General features: G+C 40.7%; 18 protein-coding genes. 11 read left to right on the forward strand and 7 right to left on the reverse strand.

Going from position 1 to position 21,500, the window contains the following annotated elements:
• Positions 1 to 46 precede the first annotated feature (46 nt).
• The 3 genes from PP2015_RS06030 to PP2015_RS06040 all read right to left on the reverse strand — a co-directional run bounded on the left by PP2015_RS06030 (position 47) and on the right by PP2015_RS06040 (position 3,492).
• Positions 47 to 1,060 carry an L-threonylcarbamoyladenylate synthase gene (locus tag PP2015_RS06030; RefSeq protein ID WP_058029412.1) on the reverse strand — a complete coding sequence of 338 codons (1,014 nt, stop codon included), beginning with the start codon at positions 1,058 to 1,060 and terminating at the stop codon, positions 47 to 49.
• Positions 1,061 to 1,069: 9 nt separating this feature from the next.
• Positions 1,070 to 1,867, reverse strand: a complete 798-nt coding sequence (locus PP2015_RS06035) for a DUF6671 family protein (protein WP_058029413.1) — start codon at positions 1,865 to 1,867, stop codon at positions 1,070 to 1,072.
• 242 nt (positions 1,868 to 2,109) lie between these two features.
• Positions 2,110 to 3,492, reverse strand: coding sequence for a M20/M25/M40 family metallo-hydrolase (locus PP2015_RS06040; RefSeq protein ID WP_058029414.1), 1,383 nt, complete (start codon positions 3,490 to 3,492; stop codon positions 2,110 to 2,112).
• 328 nt (positions 3,493 to 3,820) lie between these two features.
• On the opposite strand from PP2015_RS06040, the gene PP2015_RS06045 reads away from it, so the two are divergent.
• From PP2015_RS06045 to PP2015_RS06065, 5 genes are all read left to right on the forward strand, one after another.
• The gene (locus PP2015_RS06045) at positions 3,821 to 4,264 is read left to right on the forward strand and encodes a GNAT family N-acetyltransferase (protein ID WP_058029415.1); all 444 of its coding nucleotides are present in this window, start codon (positions 3,821 to 3,823) and stop codon (positions 4,262 to 4,264) included.
• Between the two features lie 9 nt (positions 4,265 to 4,273).
• Positions 4,274 to 4,801, forward strand: coding sequence for a GNAT family N-acetyltransferase (locus PP2015_RS06050; RefSeq protein ID WP_058029416.1), 528 nt, complete (start codon positions 4,274 to 4,276; stop codon positions 4,799 to 4,801).
• A 43-nt stretch (positions 4,802 to 4,844) separates the two neighbouring features.
• Positions 4,845 to 5,264, forward strand: coding sequence for a hypothetical protein (locus PP2015_RS06055; protein ID WP_058029417.1), 420 nt, complete (start codon positions 4,845 to 4,847; stop codon positions 5,262 to 5,264).
• 397 nt (positions 5,265 to 5,661) lie between these two features.
• Positions 5,662 to 7,323 (forward strand): S8 family serine peptidase, encoded by a 1,662-nt coding sequence (locus PP2015_RS06060; RefSeq protein WP_058029418.1) that lies wholly within the window; start codon positions 5,662 to 5,664, stop codon positions 7,321 to 7,323.
• Positions 7,324 to 7,478: 155 nt separating this feature from the next.
• Positions 7,479 to 8,732 (forward strand): adenylate/guanylate cyclase domain-containing protein, encoded by a 1,254-nt coding sequence (locus PP2015_RS06065; RefSeq protein WP_058029419.1) that lies wholly within the window; start codon positions 7,479 to 7,481, stop codon positions 8,730 to 8,732.
• An 81-nt stretch (positions 8,733 to 8,813) separates the two neighbouring features.
• On the opposite strand, the gene PP2015_RS06070 is transcribed toward PP2015_RS06065, so the two are convergent.
• From PP2015_RS06070 to PP2015_RS06085, 4 genes are all read right to left on the reverse strand, one after another.
• A complete protein-coding gene (locus tag PP2015_RS06070) occupies positions 8,814 to 10,340 on the reverse strand; it encodes an alkaline phosphatase D family protein (protein ID WP_227009183.1) in 1,527 nt (508 codons plus the stop codon).
• A 219-nt stretch (positions 10,341 to 10,559) separates the two neighbouring features.
• Positions 10,560 to 11,462, reverse strand: a complete 903-nt coding sequence (secF, locus tag PP2015_RS06075) for a protein translocase subunit SecF (protein WP_058029421.1) — start codon at positions 11,460 to 11,462, stop codon at positions 10,560 to 10,562.
• Positions 11,455 to 13,341 carry a protein translocase subunit SecD gene (gene secD, locus PP2015_RS06080; protein ID WP_083496530.1) on the reverse strand — a complete coding sequence of 629 codons (1,887 nt, stop codon included), beginning with the start codon at positions 13,339 to 13,341 and terminating at the stop codon, positions 11,455 to 11,457. Before secD ends, secF begins: the two co-directional genes overlap by 8 nt.
• Before the next feature lie 72 nt (positions 13,342 to 13,413).
• Positions 13,414 to 13,860, reverse strand: coding sequence for a hypothetical protein (locus PP2015_RS06085; RefSeq protein WP_058029422.1), 447 nt, complete (start codon positions 13,858 to 13,860; stop codon positions 13,414 to 13,416).
• A gap of 458 nt (positions 13,861 to 14,318) precedes the next feature.
• Between PP2015_RS06085 and PP2015_RS06090 the strand changes: the two genes are divergently transcribed.
• The 6 genes from PP2015_RS06090 to PP2015_RS06115 all read left to right on the forward strand — a co-directional run bounded on the left by PP2015_RS06090 (position 14,319) and on the right by PP2015_RS06115 (position 21,122).
• Entirely contained in the window at positions 14,319 to 14,585 is a 267-nt protein-coding gene (locus PP2015_RS06090) for a hypothetical protein (RefSeq protein ID WP_058029423.1), read from the forward strand.
• 51 nt (positions 14,586 to 14,636) lie between these two features.
• The gene (fos, locus tag PP2015_RS06095; RefSeq protein WP_058029424.1) at positions 14,637 to 15,035 is read left to right on the forward strand and encodes a fosfomycin resistance glutathione transferase; all 399 of its coding nucleotides are present in this window, start codon (positions 14,637 to 14,639) and stop codon (positions 15,033 to 15,035) included.
• A 269-nt stretch (positions 15,036 to 15,304) separates the two neighbouring features.
• Positions 15,305 to 15,766: a DUF2846 domain-containing protein gene (locus PP2015_RS06100; protein ID WP_058029425.1), complete on the forward strand. Its 462-nt coding sequence runs from the start codon at positions 15,305 to 15,307 to the stop codon at positions 15,764 to 15,766.
• Positions 15,767 to 16,391: 625 nt separating this feature from the next.
• Positions 16,392 to 18,230: a S8 family peptidase gene (locus PP2015_RS22030; protein WP_058029426.1), complete on the forward strand. Its 1,839-nt coding sequence runs from the start codon at positions 16,392 to 16,394 to the stop codon at positions 18,228 to 18,230.
• Positions 18,231 to 18,316: 86 nt separating this feature from the next.
• Positions 18,317 to 18,826, forward strand: a complete 510-nt coding sequence (locus PP2015_RS06110) for a GNAT family N-acetyltransferase (RefSeq protein ID WP_058029427.1) — start codon at positions 18,317 to 18,319, stop codon at positions 18,824 to 18,826.
• A 499-nt stretch (positions 18,827 to 19,325) separates the two neighbouring features.
• Positions 19,326 to 21,122: an endonuclease gene (locus tag PP2015_RS06115; RefSeq protein ID WP_058029428.1), complete on the forward strand. Its 1,797-nt coding sequence runs from the start codon at positions 19,326 to 19,328 to the stop codon at positions 21,120 to 21,122.
• The last annotated feature ends 378 nt before the right edge of the window (positions 21,123 to 21,500 follow it).

Here is a 21,500-nt window from a genome sequence, read left to right on the forward strand (position 1 = left end):
AAGCCCAGTTGATACCTAAACTGGGCTTTTTTGCATTTGTGCTTGGTTATTCAGGAATAAACTCAAAAGAAGCCGCGCGAGAGAGACGGTTGTTAACTGCCTGCCAGTCGTCGCTCACAGGTGGTGTTTCAACAAAGATTTTAGTCGGTGTCAGTTTGTCTAAGCAGTACAAGTCGTAGTAAAGACCTTTACCGTAACCTGCAGCATCACTAGCAATTTGTTTGATGAGTTTTGGCTGTAAATCTAGTGCATTCAGCTCAGCTAAAACCAGCTCTGAGTAGGCAAGTACCGCGATGTTTTTGTTGCTTTCACTTTGAATGGCCTGAGTAAGCTCATCGGTTTTAACTAAAGTCACGGGTGCATTTGGCTGGTAGTGGGCTTTTACGTTGCCCGGCACCGCTTCGTTATGATCCATCGGCGTGGTGACCGGTTTACCTAAGCATTGTTCAATCTCAGCGGCTGAAATTGGGCCAGCGCGTAATACTCTTAGTTCATCTGATGTTAAATCTAAAATAGTTGATTCTAGGCCATGCTCGCACGCGCCACCTTCTAGAACTGCCGGAATACGACCTGTTAATTGCTCAACCACTTGTTCAGGTACGGTTGGACTTAATTGTTTATAACGATTTGCCGACGGTGCCGCTAACCCTGTGTCTAAATCAATTAACACTTTTAAAAACAGCGGGTGAGAAGGCACGCGAAGTGCAATGGTATCTTTACCACCGGTTACAGGGTTATTCAGCCCAGCTTTGGTGTTTAAAATAACCGTCAATGGCCCCGGCCAAAATGCATCAGCAAGCTTTTGTAGGTCAGCAGGCTCCGAGTCAGCCCATCGAGCAATATGGGTTTCATCGGGAATATGCACGATTAACGGATGATTGGATGGGCGACCTTTTGCTGCAAAAATTTTTGCCACAGCTTCAGGTTGCGTTGCGTCCGCAGCAAGGCCATAGACGGTTTCTGTTGGCAGAGCCACACATTCACCTTGTTGTAGTAACTTAACGGCTTGGGCGATCCCTTCGTCTCCGGTGAGAAGCTCGAGTGTTTCAAATTCATTCATAGGTAAACCTTAAGGATTACAGAGCTGACAATAATAGGGATCGGCAGCGGTTTGTTCGGTATTTTTTAATTCAGTATGGTCGCAGCATTCACAGTGATATTTATGCTGCTTTATTTGTTGTGTTGCAAGGCCGCATTGTTCACAAGGCAAACCTGCAACGGCTTCTTTTACAACAAAATTTTTGGCATTGCATTTAGGGCAAATGGCACGGAGCCTGTTTGCTAAATCGTCTGCAGCTTTACTGATCATTTTTTGGCGAAGCGGGCAGTGCATAGCGCGTAAATCTGGCTCAATTAACGCTTCGGTTAATTGCTTGTCAGCTAAAGTTTCAATCAACGTTTCGCTGCTTAACCCTTTTAAGATTTGCTCATCAAATTTCAGCAACCAACGCTGACCTTGAAAGTGATTGAGCTTTTTTAACAAGGTATCGCGGCAAGTCTCACTGTTTACTTGAATACTCGAGATTGCAAAAGGCCCCGAAGCACTCGCATAAATTGCTTGATCAGTTGCACGGTCATAAAAACATAAAATCTCGTCGTTCCAGTTCACTATGCCTGGGTAAGGACCATTGCCAAAACTCCCTTCGCTGCCCAAGCCAAATTCTGCACCGAGCAATTCACACGCCATTTTCGCCTTTTTCAAAGCAGCTTCTTTAGGGCTGAGTGTACGTTCTATGTCGCCTGCGAATGTGCCTAAGCTATCGGTGTCAAACGCATTGCTTTCAACCACATCAAAGCCAAGCGGCGCGAGTGCGTTTGCGATGCACTTGGCTTTACCATGTTTAGTGATAAGTACAGCTTGATTCATTGATGACACGACCTTCAAACAACTCAATTACAGAAACGAGATTAAAATAACAAAAGCCCAAAGCTCTGATAAAAACAGGCTTTAAAAAGGGGCGCTATTATACGGTGAGTTGTATAAATTTGTCACTATTTTCACCTTGTGGGCGGACATGATGTTAATCGATTTGAAAATGGTATGGATGATTAAAAAGGAGAAGCAGGAGCTTCTCCTTGTAAACCTGAAATGAGTTTAATAGTGTAAGCTTACTTGCCTATCATTTTAGTCTGACTTTGCGCTGCAAGGTACGCAAACACAGCATAAACCGCTACGTTCTGGTTTAACTTTACTGGGTCAATTTTATCTAACGTGTCATCAGCAGTATGGTGGTAGTCAAAATAGTCAGTGCCATCTTGATGTAGAGAGAAAATAGGCACGACTTTAGAGTCTTTAAATGGAATTAGATCAGGGCCACCGAAGGCGTTATTACGCGCATCGTATTTAACCCCTAAGTCTTTTAAATGCTTAGCAATCGCACGTACTGTAGGTAATGAGTTTGAAGCAACACGAGATTCAACCGCATAGATAAGGTCGGCTCCAAAGTCAGACTCTGCTGCAGCAACAATATTACCTAGTTCATCTTGGTGCTTCTTCACGTAAGCTTTCGCACCCCAAAGACCTTGCTCTTCAGCGGCAAATAATACCACGCGTACACTGCGCTTGGTTTTTGTTAGCTCGCTGATGTGCTTTGCTGCGGCCGTGATAATCGCCACACCCGCACCATCATCAAGTGCGCCTGTGCCTAAATCCCATGAATCTAAATGCGCGCCTAACAGCACGTATTCGTTTGGCTTTTCTGTGCCGGTAAATTCACCTATGACATTGTAAGAAGTGCCCATGCCTTTTGATTCAGCTTGTACATTTAAGTTAACTTCAACTTTGTGACCAAGTTGCAATAAACGTTCAATTTGGTCGGCATCTGGGTTTGCCAGTGCGACTGCAGGAATGGCCTTAATACCATCTTTGTAATGGTTACCGCCTGTATGTGCAAAACGGTGTTTTGCAGTACTGACCGAGCGCATCATAAATGCCACTGCGCCTTTTTGGCTGGCAACAACGGCACCTCGGTTACGGGCTTGTACAGCAGGGCCGTAACTGTTGCCGTCTAGGCTGCGGTCCATACGGTAATTGATAAAAACAATCTTACCTTTGGCGGCATTTTCTGGCGCAGCTTCTAGCTCTTCAAGCGTTTCAAAGATAACGATAGGTGCACGCGTACCATCTTTTGGTGTGCTGACACTGTTGCCAAGCGCGGTAATGTGGATAGGCTGCTTTGAAGGCAAAATAATTTCTGCAGATTCAGAGTAGCGTAGCCAAGCGGGGAATTTTGCAGGTTCTTTCCAAACTTTGTCGAAGCCTAAACGCTGAAGCTCTTTCATCGCCCAGTCTACGGCTTCAAGATCTTTAGGCGTGCCCGCCATACGTGGCCCAACTTCAGTAGTCAGTCTTGCCACAATATCGTAAGCCAATTCGCTATTAAGCGATTTTTCTTTTAATTGCTCGGTGACTTTAATTGTTTGTGCATCAAAGGTGTCGGCAGCAAAAACGTTGGCGCTTAACACCAAGGCTGCCAATAATAACTTTTTCATTCTTATAAGCCTGTTGTAAAAATTAAAATTATTCTGGAACGTTCCACAAATAAATACAAGTATTTGGGATGAAGAAAATAAGTGACTACCTGTAATGATTTTAGAAGATTAAAGTATCATCACTAAGCCAGATGAGATAATCAATCATTTGGCACAGGCATTTGGTGGAGCAGCTGTGCATTCTTAGTGCAGCTTTAAACATAAAGTTACCTAGTGATCTTTATGTTTAACTGCTACTAGACGTCTCGTTTTTGATCAATGCACCAGTTTACTTATTGTAAGTTTGTATTCATTATAGGTGCTTGTTGAAGTTTAAAGGAGTAAACCTATGATCCGCCTAGCAAACCCAGAAGATCTTCCACAAGTGCTTAACTTATACCGAGCACTCCGCCCGAACGATCCAGAGCTAAAAGATGATTTGTCAGAGCTGGTATGGGCTGAGATGATGCGCTGCCCAGAAACACATATTGTGGTGGCAGAAATCGAAGGGGAGTTAGCCGCAACTTGCGCATTAGGATTAAATAAAAGCATTGCGAATGGTGGACGACCCTTTGCCATTATTGAACATGTGATCACCGCAGAAAAATTTCGCCGTCGTGGATTAAGTCAACAAGTACTCGAGTTTGGCATTCAAAAAGCTTGGGAGCTAAATTGCTACAAAGTCATGCTGCTTTCTGGTGAGAAGCTCACTGGCGCGCACCGAGTGTATGAGTCGGTAGGTTTCAAAGCCGGTATCGAGAAGGGCTTTGTGATTAAAGCACCAATCAAATAAGAAAAATAAATGAACAAAACGATATTAGTTACCAAAAGGCTCACCTTAGCCCCTTTAAATAAAAGCGATAAATCTCTTTTCATTGAGTTATGTATGGATCCAAAGGTGATGGAACATTGTTATGACCCTAGCACTTTGGAAGAAGCCGAGGCTGGCTTTGAGGCTTTTTCTCAGCCGTGGGATTGCAACAGTCATGATTGGTTATGTTTTGGTATTACCGAAACTAATACAGGTGAAAAAGTCGGAAATATTTCGGTCAAAATACTTGATCATAAGCAACATATTGGTGAAGTCGGGTTTTTATTAAATCCCTGCAAGCAAGGCAAGGGGTATGCGTTTGAAGCACTTAAACGGGTAAAGGCGTTCTCTTTTGATGTGCTTAATTTAAAAAAGCTGAAAGCGATTTGCTCGACTCAAAATACGAGCTCGATAAAGTTATTAGAAAAATCAGGTTTCATTCAAGCAGCAATACTTAAAAATAATGTTGTTATTAAAGGTAAGTCAATTGATGACTACCAATATGAATACATGCGTTAAACAACCTGAGCTCAGGTTAAATGATAAATAGAAAAGGTAAACAATGAAAAAACTAGCCATAGCAACAGCTGCTCTTATACTTTCTGGCTGTATGTCTACGCCTGAATCTGTCAATTTCAACGGTGAGACGGTGGGTACATATAGTGTCGCAGCAAGTTGTAGCGATATGCTGTTAGATACAGATTGTTCAGGCATGACCGGTGCCACAAAAGATATTGAGTTAGCTGGTATTAAATTAAGAGCCGCTGCAGGTCAGTCAGGTAAAGTCGTATTTATTATGTCTGAATCGAGTTTCAGCACAGATCAAAATGCGCTTCAAAATGGGGCTAAATCTTTAGAGAAACTATTCAAAGACAATGGCATTCAAATTGAGTCGAAGAAAGTGATGTTCGGTGGTGGTGACGTATATGGCGTTCATTTTCAATTAAGTGACAACGGCTATCGCTTGTTAAAATCACTTTAATTTCAAATGGGCTTATATGTTTATAAGCCCATAAATTACTTCATTACGACACTTAACCACTGACTTTTTGTTATAAGTTAAGTTGTTGAGTGCACATATTCTTAGAACAATTAAAACCATAAAATCATACCTTATCACTTTAAGTTATAACAATTTCGTAACAAAATCTGTGCAGCTGTATTTAAGTTAGTACAAACTTTGCTCAAACAATACACGTCTAGATGTATGTACATTCTTAGCCCAGTGTAATGGAGCTTTTACAGTAGGAAATGAAGTATTTAGAGTTTTTGCACCTATAATAAAAACAAATTGACAGCGCTGGACATTTGTTCTTTTCTTGTTGCTTGTAAATGGTTTGTTAATTATTTGCACTCTAAAAACAAGATAAGGAATCAAAATGAAAACCAAGTTGAACAAAACTACACAGGCACTTATTTTTTGCGGTGCTTTTGTCCCAGCAGTACATGCATCGACCCTGATAGATGAAAGCAGTGTCGAAACAAATCAAGCTGAGCGTTACATCGTTACACTTAAAAGTGAACAAGGCACAATTGCGCAGCCTTTTGAACTAAGCCCACAACAAAGCAAACAGCTTCAAATGAATCGACTCCAGTCTGTTGCACTGACGGTATCGGCTCAAGCTGAACAAGTTTTACCATCGATTAATGCTGTGTCGATGTCGCTAACCGCAGAGCAAAAAGCTTTGCTATCAGCACGCTCTGATGTGCTGTCCATTGAAGTAGATCCAAAGCGTTATCTTATGGCTGAAAGCACGCCTTATGGCATCAATATGGTTCAAGCTAACCAGTTAGCAGATACTATGTCGGGTAATCGTAAGGTGTGTATCATGGATACAGGTTACACGCTAAATCATCCTGATTTACCTTCTACAGGGATCACTGGTGATGACGGCTACGGTAGTAACAACACAGGTAACTGGTACAACGATGGTAATGGTCACGGTACGCATGTAGCGGGCACGATTGCTGCGATTGGTGGTAATGGTCAAGGCGTGGTGGGTGTGAACCCGTCGGGTCAGCTTGGTTTGCATATTGTTAAAGTTTTCAACGATTCAGGCCGTTGGGCTTATGGTTCGGACTTAGTAAAAGCGATTGAGCAATGTCAACTAGCGGGTGCGAATGTCACGAGTATGAGTTTAGGTGGTTCAGGCCAGTCAAATGCAGAACGTCAAGCATTTGCAAACAGCTATGCGCAAGGCATGCTGCATATTGCCGCAGCTGGTAATGGTGGCAATAGTTCTATGAGCTATCCAGCATCATATGACTCTGTTGTTTCAGTAGCAGCGGTTGATAGCCGTGAAAACAAAGCATCATTCTCACAATACAACAGCCAAGTTGAAATCGCCGCACCAGGCGTAAGTGTTAACTCGACGTGGAATAATAATGCATATAAAAGCATCAGCGGCACATCAATGGCAACGCCACATGTATCGGGTGTTGCAGCACTCGTATGGAGTCATTTCCCTGAGTGTAATAACCAGCAAATTCGTGATGCACTAAATGCTACAGCTAAAGATAAAGGTGCCGCTGGGCGAGATACTTCCTATGGTCATGGTATTGTGCAAGCAAAAGCAGCATACGACTATTTAGCTTCAAGTACATGTGAAGGCCCAGGTGATGCTAAACCTGTTGCAAGTTTCAAACTAACGCTAAACGGTAAAACCATACAACTGACTGACAGCTCATATGACGATAAGGGGATTGCTGCTTACTCGTGGGAATTTGGCGATGGGGCAACTAGCTCAAGCAAAAACCCAAGCCACACGTATGCAAGTGCTGGAGAGTATACTGTTAAATTGACTGTAAGAGATACGGTTGGTCAGGTTGCTAGTAAATCTGAAGTCATCAAGGTAACTGATGGAAATACGGGTGGATGTAATGGTACGCCAACATGGTCAGCAGGTAAGGTTTACTTATCTAAAGATCGAGTTTCATTGAATGGCAATTTGTATGAAGCGAAGTGGTGGAACATAGATCAAAACCCGGAGCAATTCTCAGGTCGTTGGGATGTATGGGCTAACAAAGGCGCTTGTAAGTAACGTTTTTAAATAAATTCCCAATACTTTTGTTATTAAAGGCAATTTAGGAAACTAAATTGCCTTTTTTCTCGACTTGTGACTAATCTTTGCATTCATTTTTCGTACTCATTGTTATGACAAGCTATGTTTAATAAAAAAGCAGAACACTTAAACTTATGAAATGGTTAAAACACATTGATGACAGCTTTGATGCATTGCTAACAGATTGCTACCAGCAGCGCGAAATGGAAATGGAAAACCACATCAACAAAATTCGTTTTTTTGGTTTGATGGCGCTGTTTTTACTAGAACTACTCGTCGGCATGATGAGTCAGGGTCTGGATTTAATTTTAATCAGTGTCGATCTTGGGTCGATGGTTATAACTGCAGCTTGGTGTTGGCTAGTTAGGCACTGGGCAACCACAGGCAGCTATAAGCCTTGGCTCAAGTATGTATCTATTTTATTCGATTATGTGATTATTTTAGGGATCACATTAGAAATGGAATATTTGGCAGAAATAGGGCATTTCTTACGCGATCTGCACCAAACACAATTTGAATTGATGCTGATCAGCGCGCTAATCCTATTTAATGTCATGAGTGCATTCAGGCAAGGTCGCGTGATTATTTACTTTTCGACGCTGTGTTGTTTAGCTGCGACAACACTTATCTTAGAACACAGCCAGACTGATCGAACCATAGAGATCCACGAACAGATCATCGTGCTATTCTCGGGATTACTCGCTTGGTCAATTTCTCATTACATTACCAATACTTATACACGCCTGCGTCATCGAGAGCGTTTATTACGCTATCTACCTGAAAAGCTGGTTAGCGCGGTAGAAACCGGTGCCGTTGACATAGAGCCTGGTGGTGAGCGCCGAGAAGTAACGATTTTGATGGCTGATATTCGCAATTTCACCACCTTGTGTGAGCGCAATGAACCAGAGGTGGTTACTCGTATTCTAAACCGCTATTTCTCAGCTATGAGCAATCCTATTTTTAAACATGATGGCATGATAGATAAATTTATCGGTGACGCCATTATGGCCGTGTTTGGTGCGCCACAAGCGGGAATGAATAGCGCTCAAGGTGCAATAAATGCTGCAAAGGGTATGCTTAAAGAATTGATTGAGTTAAATAATCAATTTTCCGAGCAGGGCTTGCCACAGCTTGAAATTGGCATTGGTATTCACAGTGGTGAAGCCATTGCAGGTAATGTGGGGAGTTTGAGTTGTATGGATTACACCGTGATTGGCGACACAGTTAATGTTGCAGCGAGAATCGAGAGCAAGACCAAAGAGCTTGGGCAAGTATTACTTGTCAGTGAAGACGCCGCAGAAAAATCAGACATGCCTGATTTAGCTTGGGTTGCGGATGTAAAACTCAAAGGTCGAGACAAAACAGTCAATGTCTATTCTTTTCAATGAACATCGTTTAGATACTTTTCTACATGACTTTCAGGGGAGCTAAGCTCCCCTTATGTTCAAATTCTCGTGCTGATTGCCAGATTACAATTTATGCAGTTTGGCTTCGCCTGAATTAACATACAGGGTTCTATCAACAAAAGACTGGTTATTCTTAAAACCAACAATTGGCACATGGTGCCATTGAGAAGTGAGTTTGTCTTGCTTGATATTAAGGGTGACAAAACCTCGGTTTTTAAGGTCAACATAACGAATATGTGGGTTTTCAGGCTTTAGAATATTGCCAACATCTCCCACAATTTGCTGTAAACCCGGTACAGGAATTGATGGCGAAGTGACAGAAGGTGTGACTATCTCAACGGCAAGTGCACCATCATGGGTAAAGCGATTATACTCTCGCCAGTCGTACGGGTTTTTAGCAATATCGGCAGCCCAAGATGAGTGCACATCGCCTGTTAAAAACACCACATTTTTAATGTCTCTTTGTTCAACAAAGTTCAGCAGTCTATCCCGAGCGGCAGGGTACCCATCCCATGCATCAGCGTTAATGGGTTTACCAAACATCTGAATTTGCATAATTTGCACTTGTTGGCCAATTAAATTCCACTTCACGCCATTATTTTTAGCATCGAGCAGGTTGTCTTCTAGCCATTGCTCTTGTTCAAAGCCCAACAGAGTCCGCATTAGGTCTAGGCGCGCATCGTCTTTCACATCGACTTGCTCATCGCGACCAACATAACGGGTATCGAGCATATTTAAATGCAGCAACTGACCAAATTCGAATTTACGATATGCTTTTTCACGGTTACCACTTTGAGGCTCTCGAATAGGCATCCACTCATAATATGCTTGAATGGCTGCATTGGCTCGGGTTTGCCAGTCACCTTCATTGTCATTATGGTTTTGCGCACCGCCACGCCAAGTGTCATTGGTAAACTCATGATCATCCCAAATACAGATCATGGGGTGGGTTTGGTGCAGGGTTTGCAAATCTTCATCTGTTTTATACGTCGCATGACGTAAACGATAATCATTGAGTGACACCATTTCATGTTTTGGCTCTACCAGCCTCTTCCATAATAATGGGTTACGATAAACATCTTCGTTTCCGTACTCATATAAATAGTCGCCTAAATGTAAAACCGCATCAAGATCATCCATTTCTGCGATGCGAGCATAGACGTTAAAATAGCCATAGCTAAAGTGTGAACAAGATGTCATCGCCAGCTTCACTTCAGATACATCATATTGAGGTAAAGTCTTGGTGCGACCAACTGGCGAAACAACAGGCTCATCGAGCTCTTCGATGATAAAGCGATAGTGATAAATGTTATCCGCATTTAAACCTGTGACATCGACTTTAACGGTAAAATCTCGAGCTATACTGGTTTCAACCTTGCCTTCACTTTCGATAGTCGCGAATGAAGAAGACGTTGATATTTGCCAGCGAACAGACAATACCAGGCTGTTGATATCGACAACTTGCGTGATTTCTTCAGGAATGGTGACTCGAGTCCAAATGATCACCGCATCATGGAGCGGATCACCACTGGCAACGCCATGGCTGAAAGGGTTGGTTTTAAACGTACAACCCGAGAGTGTTAAACTCATTGGCATCACGCTCAGTAGAGCTGATCCTTTCAAAAAACTTCGACGTGAAATAGACATAAGTAATTACTCTAAAAAAAGGGAGCGCTAGATTTAACACTTAAAGGTTACAAAATTGTTAATTTAAATCTGCTTTTTCAGAAATGAGTAATTTCTAAGTCTATGAATATAAATAGAAGCTCACTCAGAATTGATGAGTGAGCTAAATGCTCTAAATGTTAGTTAAGGCTCAGCGAGTAGCTTTTTCACTTCTTCACTGTCTTGATTTTGATAGTTTGTAAAGCTTAAGCCCATAAATTCAGGCAAGGTCGCGCTGATAAAAATTGATGACAAGGTACCTGCAGTTAAACCAATTAACAGGGCGCTGGCAAAACCATTTAAGGCATCGCCTCCGAGCAACCAAATCGCAAAAACCGTGGCGAGTGTGGTAAACGAGGTAATAAGCGTACGGCGTAACGTACTTTGCAAGGCTTCATTAATTGAATGACCAATGGGTTGCTCAGGTGTGGCACGAATGAGTTCACGAATACGGTCGCCAATGATAATGCTGTCGTTGAGCGAGTAACCGATAATCGCTAAAAGTGCTGCTAATACCGTTAAATCGAAGGTTAAACCAAGCACTGTGAATAAAGCGATGGTGATTAATACATCGTGGAACAGTGCGACAGTTGCAGCCACTGCGAGTCGCCACTCAAAACGCACCATTAAATAAATCAATACAGATACCACAGCAAACAGAGCCGCCAGTGCACCACTGGTTTTGAGCTCTTCACCGACTTGAGCGCCTAAAAACTTACTTTCTAGGATATGGGCATTTAATTGTGTCTCAATTGCAGTTTGAAAAGCGGCGATCGTATCTGAAGCTACGTCGGGTAAAAACAACACACGCCAATGGCCGTCTTGGCTTTGCGATAAGCTAAATGCGTCTGATGTTAAGGTACTTAAAGTTGATTGAAGCTCATTAATATTGGTTAGCGATATTAACGTGAAGTCTAAAACGGTACCACCCGTAAAATCTAAACCAAATACAATGGGGTTTAGGACTAAAGCGCCAAGGCTAACAACAATAGCAATTAGGCTAAATATAAAGCCCATTTTGCGGGCAGATTGCCAAATATTATGCATGATGTGCACCTTCTTTTTTTGTCGTTGCAGGTTTTAGTTGGGCTTTGTTTTTATCTTTTTGATGTTCTTTTTTTCTCTCATGTTTAAGAAAGAGTGGCGAGAGGTAAGACGACACCAATACGCCCGAGAACAAACTGGTTAAGATCCCAAGGGCTAACGTAATAGCAAAGCCTTTGATTGGACCATAACCTACACCAAGTAAAACCAGCGCAGTGATCATCGTCGTTAGGTTCGCATCGATAATGCTCGACATCGCATGTTGATAGCCGCGTTTTAAAGCGCCAAATGTGCTTGCACCTTGTTTAATTTCATCACGAATGCGCTCAAATATAATCACATTGGTATCGACCGCCATACCTATGGTGAGTACTAAACCCGCGATCCCGGGGAGAGTTAAAACTGCTCCCGGTAATAACGACATTAATCCAAGTAAACAGACCAGATTCACCAACAATGCAATGGTGGCGACTACACCGAGTCGGCCGTAGCACGCCAACATGAATAGTAGGGTGACGGCTAAGCCTAGCTTGAGAGCATTAAACCCATTTTCAATGTTTTGCTCGCCTAGGCTTGGGCCAATCGTTTGCTCCTCAACAATGGTGATCGGCGCCTGAAGTGACCCTGCACGTAATACCATAGCCAGCTCTTGTGCACGCTGCATGGTGCCTAAATTAGTGATACTAAATTGGCGGTTAAGGGCTTGTTGAATGGTGGCGACCGAAATCACTTCTTGTTGTTTAACCACATCCCCTTTTTGATTTTGGTGATATTCGCCATAGAGAGTAGCCATTGGCCTACCAATGTTTTGTCGTGAGAAACGACTCATTTTGTCGCCGCCAGAAGGGGAGAGCATAAGTTGTACTAGCGGTTGCCCTGACTCATCGCGTCCAGCCTGAGCCGATTCAATCTCTGAGCCAGTAAAAATAGGCAAAGGGTTCAATTTGGTTGTGCCACCGTCTTTATATTTGTAAGTGTGACCACCCATGTCTTGCAACGCATGAAAAGACAACTCAGCAGTAGCCCCAATTAAGCGTTTTGCAGCAGCTGGATCTTGTACTCCAGGTAACTCAATTCGAATATGCTGCTTACCTTGGCGTTGTGTAACAGCTTCTGTGATCCCCAATTGCTCAATACGCGAGCGCAAAGTACTAATGGCTTGGCCAATTGCTTGTTCAGCTATCTGCTTTTGGCTGGCTTCGTCAAAACCAAGTTGCCAAATGGTTTGGCTTGCCGTGTTTTTTTCAATACTCGTAAGGCTTGGGTAGTCTGTTTTTAAAAGCTTAGCTAAGGTCGCAAGCTTATCTGCTTGGCTACTGTTAGCTTTTATGACCACGCTATTATCACGGGCTGCTTCAATCTTGATGCCACGCAATTTGTGTTCGATGCGATAATCTTTTGCGACTAAACGCAGTTTTTCGAGACGCTCTTCAAGGGCTTTTTCGGTATCGACTTTTAATACAAATAGCACGCCGCCGTTTAAATCTAAGCCCAATTTTAAAGGCGATAAATTAAAACTTTGCAGCCATGCGGGCGTAGTTGCTTCACTTTGCACGCTAATGTTTGCTGTGTTTTGCAATTGTGTTTGTAACTTTTTTTGTAATATGGCTTGCGCATTCACACTTGCTTTTGGATGTTCAAGCAACACCCGAATTTCACCGGTTTGATGATTTACAGTCGCTTCACGCACGGGCAATTTCGCGTCTTCAAGATATTGGCTAATTTGAGTCGCCGATAACGCATTGTTATGATTGCTGATCTTTAATACCGTGTTGTTTGGATAAAGGTTTGGTAGCGCGCTAATTGCCAGAAATACAATGACTAATAGCAACGCCCATGGTGTCAAACGGTTGTTCGACTTAGGGTTTAATTGATTTTTCATAATTTACTCATCTAGGGCAGCAAAACACAGTTTTGCCGAAAAAATTAAAAGATTTTTTTGCGATAAGTGAAATTAAGCGTGGTAGGTTAGCCTTGCTTTATAAACTAAATTGGCAGGTTTACAGGCATCAATAAAGCCGTGGTTTGGCCGCGTATTGCATTGATACCAAGGTTGTTCGAGCTTGTCAGGGCGCAAACGGTTTTCGCTGATGAACGTATCTGTCACCAGCTCAAAAACTAAAATAAATTCGCTTTGCTGTTTTGGGTGTAAAAAACGAATGGCCTGCTGTTGAGAAGGGCGTTCAATAATTGAAAATAACCCAGAATCATCGGCAGTAATATGATGGTTTTGAGGTTGCTGCTGCGATGAAAACTCGTTGCTTACAGCAGTCTCAAATGGACTTTGATAACTAGTCTGGCTCTGAACATTATTCTGCGCATGCGCAACCTGTTCTGCAGATGACGGAGCATCAGCAAACAATAAAAACAGCACAGCAAGAATTTTTAAAATTCGGATCAAAGCAACATATTCAAATTAAAAGTGTGAAAGCATAATAAGGGCGGGATGATTTTTATCAAGGGGAAGATAGCTTATTTGGTCATTTATATTAGATTTGGTTGGACCTGTATGAGAAACGCCATGTCGTCATTTCGAAAAACATCTATAAATTATTGATATCTATAAGATATAAGTGAGTGTTAAGAGCTCAAATTTAAAAAGAAAATTATGGAACATTGGCTAAACCTAAGCTTATTTAAGAAGCTTATCTTTGGCATGTTTGCAATAATTGGCGTTTTGCTTTTACCTTAACTTGCTTTTTTATGCCGGGCATGCTGCTTAATAATTTATCAGTGTGATCATTCTAAGCTTTCTAAATATTGTTCATTTCAATAAAGAAATGTCCGCTCAATGAAATTACATAATTTTGAATAAGTACAAAAATTAAAAACAATGTCATTCAAACAAGGAGTTTATTTATGTCTCATCAAACTTTATCGAAATTAGTGATGAAATGGGCTATCGCTACACTAGCTATCGTGTGTGTAATGCAAATGCTCTCGACTCATATTGAGTTTCTTTATCTTACTGAGGAAGATTCAGTTGGTTTAGGTACTCTAGGTAACAACAACTTGCTTGCACTCGTGACAGCTATTGTTATGGTTTTTTTGTGTATCAAAGATGTGTCATTAAAACTTTTAAAGGAAATTAACGAAAAAGCTAAAGGCACTGCAAATGAGCTTTAATAAGCAAGTCAGTTAATCACGATTTGGTTTAAGTTCTTTTTGGAGAAAACCATGCTTTTGGGGATCAATCATATCACCATCGCAGTAAGAGATTTAGAGCGCTCTATTTTGTTCTATCGAGATATTTTAGGGTTCACGGCACATGTAAAGTGGGACAATAGCGCTTACTTATCTGTTGGTGAGCTATGGTTTTGCTTGTCATGTGATGATCCCTGTAGCAAAGATGACTATAGCCATATTGCTTTTGATATTGCACCTGATCAATTTGAGGATTTTAAAGCGCGTGTTCTTTCAAAGGGGGTGTCACAGTGGAAAAACAACAAAAGTGAAGGCTTGTCGCTTTATATTTTGGACCCAGACGGTCATAAACTAGAGATACATGTGGATGATCTTCAAAGTAGGTTATTAACTTTAGTAACTAAGCCATACAAAGAGTTGATTTGGCTTTAGAAAAAAGCTATTAAGTATGAAAAAGATTCTTTAAAATAGAATTGGCCAACACAGATGTTTGATAAATTCAGTACAGAGCTAATTTAGTATCTCGAGTTGTCATGTTAATAATGCTCCTGTACTTGGAATTGTCGCAATTTATGATTTAGGTATTTTAATTAGTACCGATAAGTTGAAAAATATAAACTTTATTGATAAGAACTTTAAATTGCAAAGTTCTATCTATTTTTATCTCAATAACCCTAGCATTTAATGGAGTCTAAAAATAAATGATCATGCGCGTATTCATAGTGATTTTTACTTTGCTTGCAATTACTGGGTGTAATGCCACAGGGCCAAAGTTCGAACAAGTTGAACTGCCTTCCAATAAATTAGCAAAAGTTTATTTATATCGACCTTGGGCAATGATGGATGGTTCTGCTTCGCCAACAATTCAAATCAATGGTGTTGATAGCTTCAATATAAAGAATGGGGGTTATAAAGTTTTAGAGCTACAACCGGGATTAAACACTATTACAGTTAAAAAAGGTAACCCATTCTATTGGCGGGCTAAAGAGATGACTGTAAAGGAAGAGCTCAAAGCGAGTGAAGTTTACTTTTTAAGATTAACTGCTGCTGTAGGTAGTTCAGCGTTTATTGGCTCTACACCGGTAGTATCTGGCAATTATTCGTTTGGATATGTAGACAAAGAGACTGCGTTTAAAGAGTTACAAGAAACAAAGCAAAACTAGCCTTTTTGAAGTGAAAGCTATTTTGAGCAGATTACTTTGTTAAAGATATTTTCCATAGGCACTTTAATTGAAATAGTCATCAACATTGAAAAGATATTTGTAATAGATATAAATTAACAGTTCAATTTTTAGTGGCAAGTGAAGCCTATAGTTATAACACAGTGGCATTTGGTCGAGTAAATTTATATAGTTTGTAAATTGAACCGCAGGAAGCGAAAAAGTAGCAGTTTATGACATGGCAGGTAATACGTTACAAAGCTGCTTTTTAAGTTTAGGCGGTTTTCCTTAGCGCACAATAGCCATCTACAGTAAATATCTGAACATAATTAAACCGTTTATTTTTGACACTTTACGATAAAGTGGTTTGCAAATTCAGACATACCAACCGGAATAAACTTAACAGGTCAAAGGGGTTAAGGCTCGCATTAGCAAAACACCTGCTCAGACCCTTGTAACACTGAATTTTCGGTCATTTTCTTATAGAGTGCTTATCTCTCTTCGTTATTACTTATTGCCTGATATTGTAGATAATCATAATTTTAAATTTGATTTTACATTTTCTTAAAGTTATTTTTGTACTGTAAAAGGGACAAATTTAATAATTCATAAAAATAGAGAAAGTAAGATGAAATCTAAATTTAAAAAAAGCTTAATTTGCGCTGCAATCTTAGGTTCTAGCGTGGCTGTTGCGAACACAGCGCTAGACTCAAATAACAAAAAAGCTGATTATCTAATTACTTATGAAGCATCTAGCCTTCCAGCTGAGTACGAACAACAAATCATCAAAAACATCACTCAAGTTGATAAAGGCACTGTGGGTTTAATTTCGTTAACAGAAGAGCAAGCGAGTGCGCTTCAACAGATTTCTGGTGTGCGTGTAGAACTAGATGTAGAACGATTTGCAATCCTTCCTCAGTCTCCAAGTAATTTTGCGTTGGAACAAATTGACAGCGATGTCACTGTAGCTAACTTCACGAATAATGAGTTCGAAAATCTAACTCAACGAGAAGTGACTCCTTACGGTATTACATTGACAAAGTCTGATTTAGTTGCTGATCCTGCGAATAATGGCATCAAAGTGTGCGTTATCGATTCTGGCATTCAGGGCAACCACGAAGAGTTTGCAGCAACTAATTTAAGCGGTAACCACAGTGATTACTCTGATTTTTGGTTTAATGATGCCGTTGACCACGGTACTCACGTAGCAGGTACTATCATTGCTAACCGTGATGGTAAAGGTGTCGTAGGTGTGGTTTCTAATGGTGCCGTAGACACATATGTACAAAAGCTATCTCGTACAGCACATGGTGCAAACTCAGGTTTCAGAACTTCACATATTCTAGAAACAATGGAAGTGTGTGCGAACCAAGGCGCGAACATCATTAATATGTCACTAGGAGGTTCTCGCTCGTCAGATACTGAGCGTGATGTCGTTGACCGTTTAACTAATCGTGGTGTGTTAATTGTTGCAGCAGCAGGTAACCATGGTTCAACAGCGACTGACGGTGATGATTCATACCTATTCCCAGCGTCATACAAAAATGTCATGTCAGTCGCGTCAGTTGATCAGAATACTGAAATCTCAACTTTCTCTGCAGTTAACGATCAAGTTGAAATTACAGCGCCGGGTACACGTGTACTTTCTACTGTTGACAGCGAGTCTGTAAATGTAAATCGCTTTATCTGGAACGCGAAAACTGGCGGTTATTTCTCTTCTGGTTTTAAGCAAATTGATTCTGGTAACACACCTTACCCACGCATCTCACAATTAAGCGAAAGCTGTTTCTATAAAATCCCATTTGATGCATTCTTAAGCGAGTACTTTGACGGTACATTAAGTGCTACTGACAAAGCGGGTTTTGATGCTGCAACAGCAGCTTGTCAAGCAAATGAAGGCCAGGTTCTAGTAACCTATTTTGATGTTCCGGCAGGCATTCCAGATTGGGTATCTAGAGATGTTCATAACATTGACTATGCAACAGACTTCCCAACCTTAACGGTTTCTAACGTTATTGGTGAATTAATCAATAGCAGTGGTTTGATGTTAACTGAATATAACAAGTATGGTTTTGAGTATAAGTCAGGTACATCAATGGCAACGCCTCATGTATCTGGTGTTGCAGCGAAGGTATGGAGTCACTTCCCAAATTGTACTGGCTCTCAGATACGCGATGTTCTTAACTTTACTGCGACGGATATTGGTGCTGAAGGTAAAGATCATGAATTCGGTCACGGTTTAATAGATGCAAAAGCAGCATATGATTTTATTGCAGCAAATGGCTGTGATGTACCAGAATCAACGTGTCCAAAAGTATGGTACGAAAACCAAGCCTATACGAAAGGCGATCAAGTAACTTTCAACGGTCAAATTTTCGAGGCTAATTATTGGACTAAGAATGACCAACCATCAGAAAATGAAGGTCAATATAAGCAGTGGAAACTTGCAGGCAACTGTGCACTGTAATTGATAGTTTGATATGAAAATAAAAATGGCTTGTCATTGTACAAGCCATTTTTTATTTTATGACCAAATAAATTTAAAAAGAAATTATGAAAGCAGAAACCATTATCAGAAAAGCCAGAGAACAAGATGTCCCTTGTTTGTCTGTTTTGAGCAGTAAAGTCTGGTTAGCGACTTATGCGAAAGAAGGCGTTAAACCTGAGTATGCAGACTTTGTTGTTAATAACTTTAATACTGAATCATTTCTGCAAGACATAAATAGCCTAGATAAAACCATTTTAGTCGCTGAGCAAGAAGGTATTCTGCAAGGATATTTGCTTGCAAATAAACAGAGTCATTATCAAGGTCAATCGGAGTTTGGCTATGAGATTGATCGCCTTTATGTTGATGCTCAATTTAAAGGGCTGGGTATTGGTAAGGCGCTACTGCAAAGGTGCCAAAACGAGTTAGGCCCTAAATTCTGGCTTTATACCTGGGTTGAAAATGACGCTAATGACTTTTATAAACATCTAGGGCTAACTAATATCGGACAATTAACGTTCGATTTTCATGGCGTAAAAATTCAGAATTGGGTTTACTCGAGTGTGAGGTTGGCTTAAATACCTTAGTTTTTACCAACAAATCACTTTCTCATTACCTCCCCCTACAACTTCTTTATCATTGCACCGAAAAGAACGTATCTAATTGTGCCTATTTAATCTGGCTCATAAGGCTGGGTGTAACTTAGCACTTCAAAAATAGAGAAATCGAAACCCATAGATTTGATTTATTTTCTGAAGTTTAAATTAACCAACCAATTTAATTGTATTAACTGAAAGCTCTTACCATCTAGATCTAACAATCTCAATGTCTTTAGTCCGCACATGATCTTTTTTTAAGTAAACAAATGTAAATGATTAACTGTCTGTTTCATAAGAATTATTTTTATTATTGAAATTTTGACAGCGTTGACACGTTAGATAATTTATTCTTTTGTTATCTTTTTGTAACAATTTAGAGTGTATACTTCTGCGCGCTGGCATGGGGTCAGCTTTTGGAAGTGGTTTGCAAAGGAAGGTGTATATAAAAATAAATCTTAATTAAAACACACGGTTAATTATGAAAATCTCACTTAGATTAACATCTATGGCAATGCTAATGAGCGCGTTGTCAGGTGTATCCTTGGCTGCTGCGCCACAAAACTATTACCAAAACATTGATAATTCAAATGCAACAACACTGAAACAAAGCTTGCATATAATTATTAAGGGTCACACAAAAATTCCTTATACATCATCGAGTACAGACACTTGGGACGTGCTAGAAAAAGCCGATGAAAACCCTGATAATAACTCTCAAGTTGTTGATGTATATAAAAATGCAGTTTATACCAAAGTGGGTGGTGGTAATACTAACTATAACCGCGAACACTCTTGGCCGAAGTCTTATGGTTTTCCAAAAGATGGCAGTCAAAATTTGGCATATACAGACCTTCATCACTTATTTATTTCAAATAGTAGCTACAATTCGAGCAGAAATAACAAACCTTATGCAAGATGTAATAGTGCGTCTTGCTCAACAAAAACCACAGATGTGAATAACAATCGTGGTGGATCATCATCTGAAGTGAATCTAACTATGGGCTCAGGTCCGCTAGACGGTATTTGGCAAACTTGGCCTGGTCGTCGTGGTGATGTAGCTCGCGCATTAATGTATTTAGCAGTGCGTTATGAAGGTGGTACAAATGCCAATGGTTTTGTGGAGCCTGATCTTATTTTGACCGATGATCGCAGCAAAATTGAAGCCTCTAAGACCGGCGGTAATGAAGCTGTTGCTTACATGGGCTTAAAAACTGTACTTATTCAATGGCATAAAGACGATCCAGTTGATGATTTTGAACGACGTCGCAACGATGTGATTTTCCAATATCAAGGTAACCGTAACCCATTTATCGATCACCCTGAATTTGCAGCATGTATCTTTGAAAGTGATTGTTCAGGAGTAGGTGCAGGCACTGGAACTGGCGGTGGTGATACCGGTGGCGGTGACACAGGTAGCAGTGACGCAACACCTTGGATAAACGAACTCCACTATGATAACAATGGCTCAGATGTAAACGAAGGTGTTGAAATCGCAGGGGCAGCAGGGGTAGATCTAAGTGGTTGGCAGCTAGTCGCTTATAACGGCAACGGCGGTGCTGCATACAAAACTATCTCACTTTCAGGCACTTTAGCTGATCAGCAATCTGGTTTTGGTACTAAATTTTTCGCCATGAGTGGTCTACAAAATGGTGGTCCTGACGGTATCGCATTAGTCGATAATACTGGCAAGTTAGTTCAATTCTTAAGTTATGAAGGTACCTTTACTGCAACTGATGGTGCAGCGCAGGGTCAATCTTCAACAGCAATTCCTGTCTCTGAAACGTCATCGACTGCAGTAGGCCATGCCTTACAACTTACAGGCTCAGGTTCAAAGTACAGTGACTTCACTTGGCAAGTAACGGCTTCAACGTACAACCAAGTGAATGCAGGTCAAAGTTTCAATGGCGGTACACCGGTTACTGAACCTGTGGTTGAAGAAACATTCTTTGAAATGAATAGTGTTTCAGCTATTCCTGATAACAGTGCAATGACCTCAACGCTTGATGTTGATAACTCAACGACATCTGGCACAGCAACCGTAAACGTTAATATTAGCCATACATACCGTGGTGATATTAGTCTAGTGTTAACCTCCCCAACAGGTGCTCAATATCAGCTTAAAAACTTTAACGGCAGTGACAGTGCTGATAATGTAGTGGAATCTTACACGGTGAATTTATCGGCTAGTTTAAAAGGCACTTGGCAGTTAAGAGTGCAAGATCACTATAACCAAGATGTGGGCTCATTAAACGCTTGGTCGATTAAAATTAACTAAAAATCTTTTAAGACGAGAAGCCCGCTTTGTTAAGCGGGCTTTTTTGTTTCAACTTCATAGTTTAATTAAATAAAGGTTAAGGTAACCTGATCTATGGATAATAAATCTATCTCCAGCGGCTACTTTCAACGCTAACTGCGTTGAATTTACTTGCAATAGGCTAGCTATTGACGCGTAAATTCGCCTTGTTATCGCTAAAAGTTTCCGGCTGCAGAATTGAAAAAAACTTTTAATTTAAATATCAATGTTTTAGTAAATCTCTTATCCAAAGCTCAGGTTAAATAGAAAAATAATAGAAGATTAATAAGACGAATAAATCTCTTCGCTTTACAGTGAAAACCATGCAATGACAATTAGCCAAGTTAAGCAGGTGAGGAG

Source organism: Pseudoalteromonas phenolica (assembly GCF_001444405.1).
GTDB lineage: Bacteria > Pseudomonadota > Gammaproteobacteria > Enterobacterales > Alteromonadaceae > Pseudoalteromonas > Pseudoalteromonas phenolica.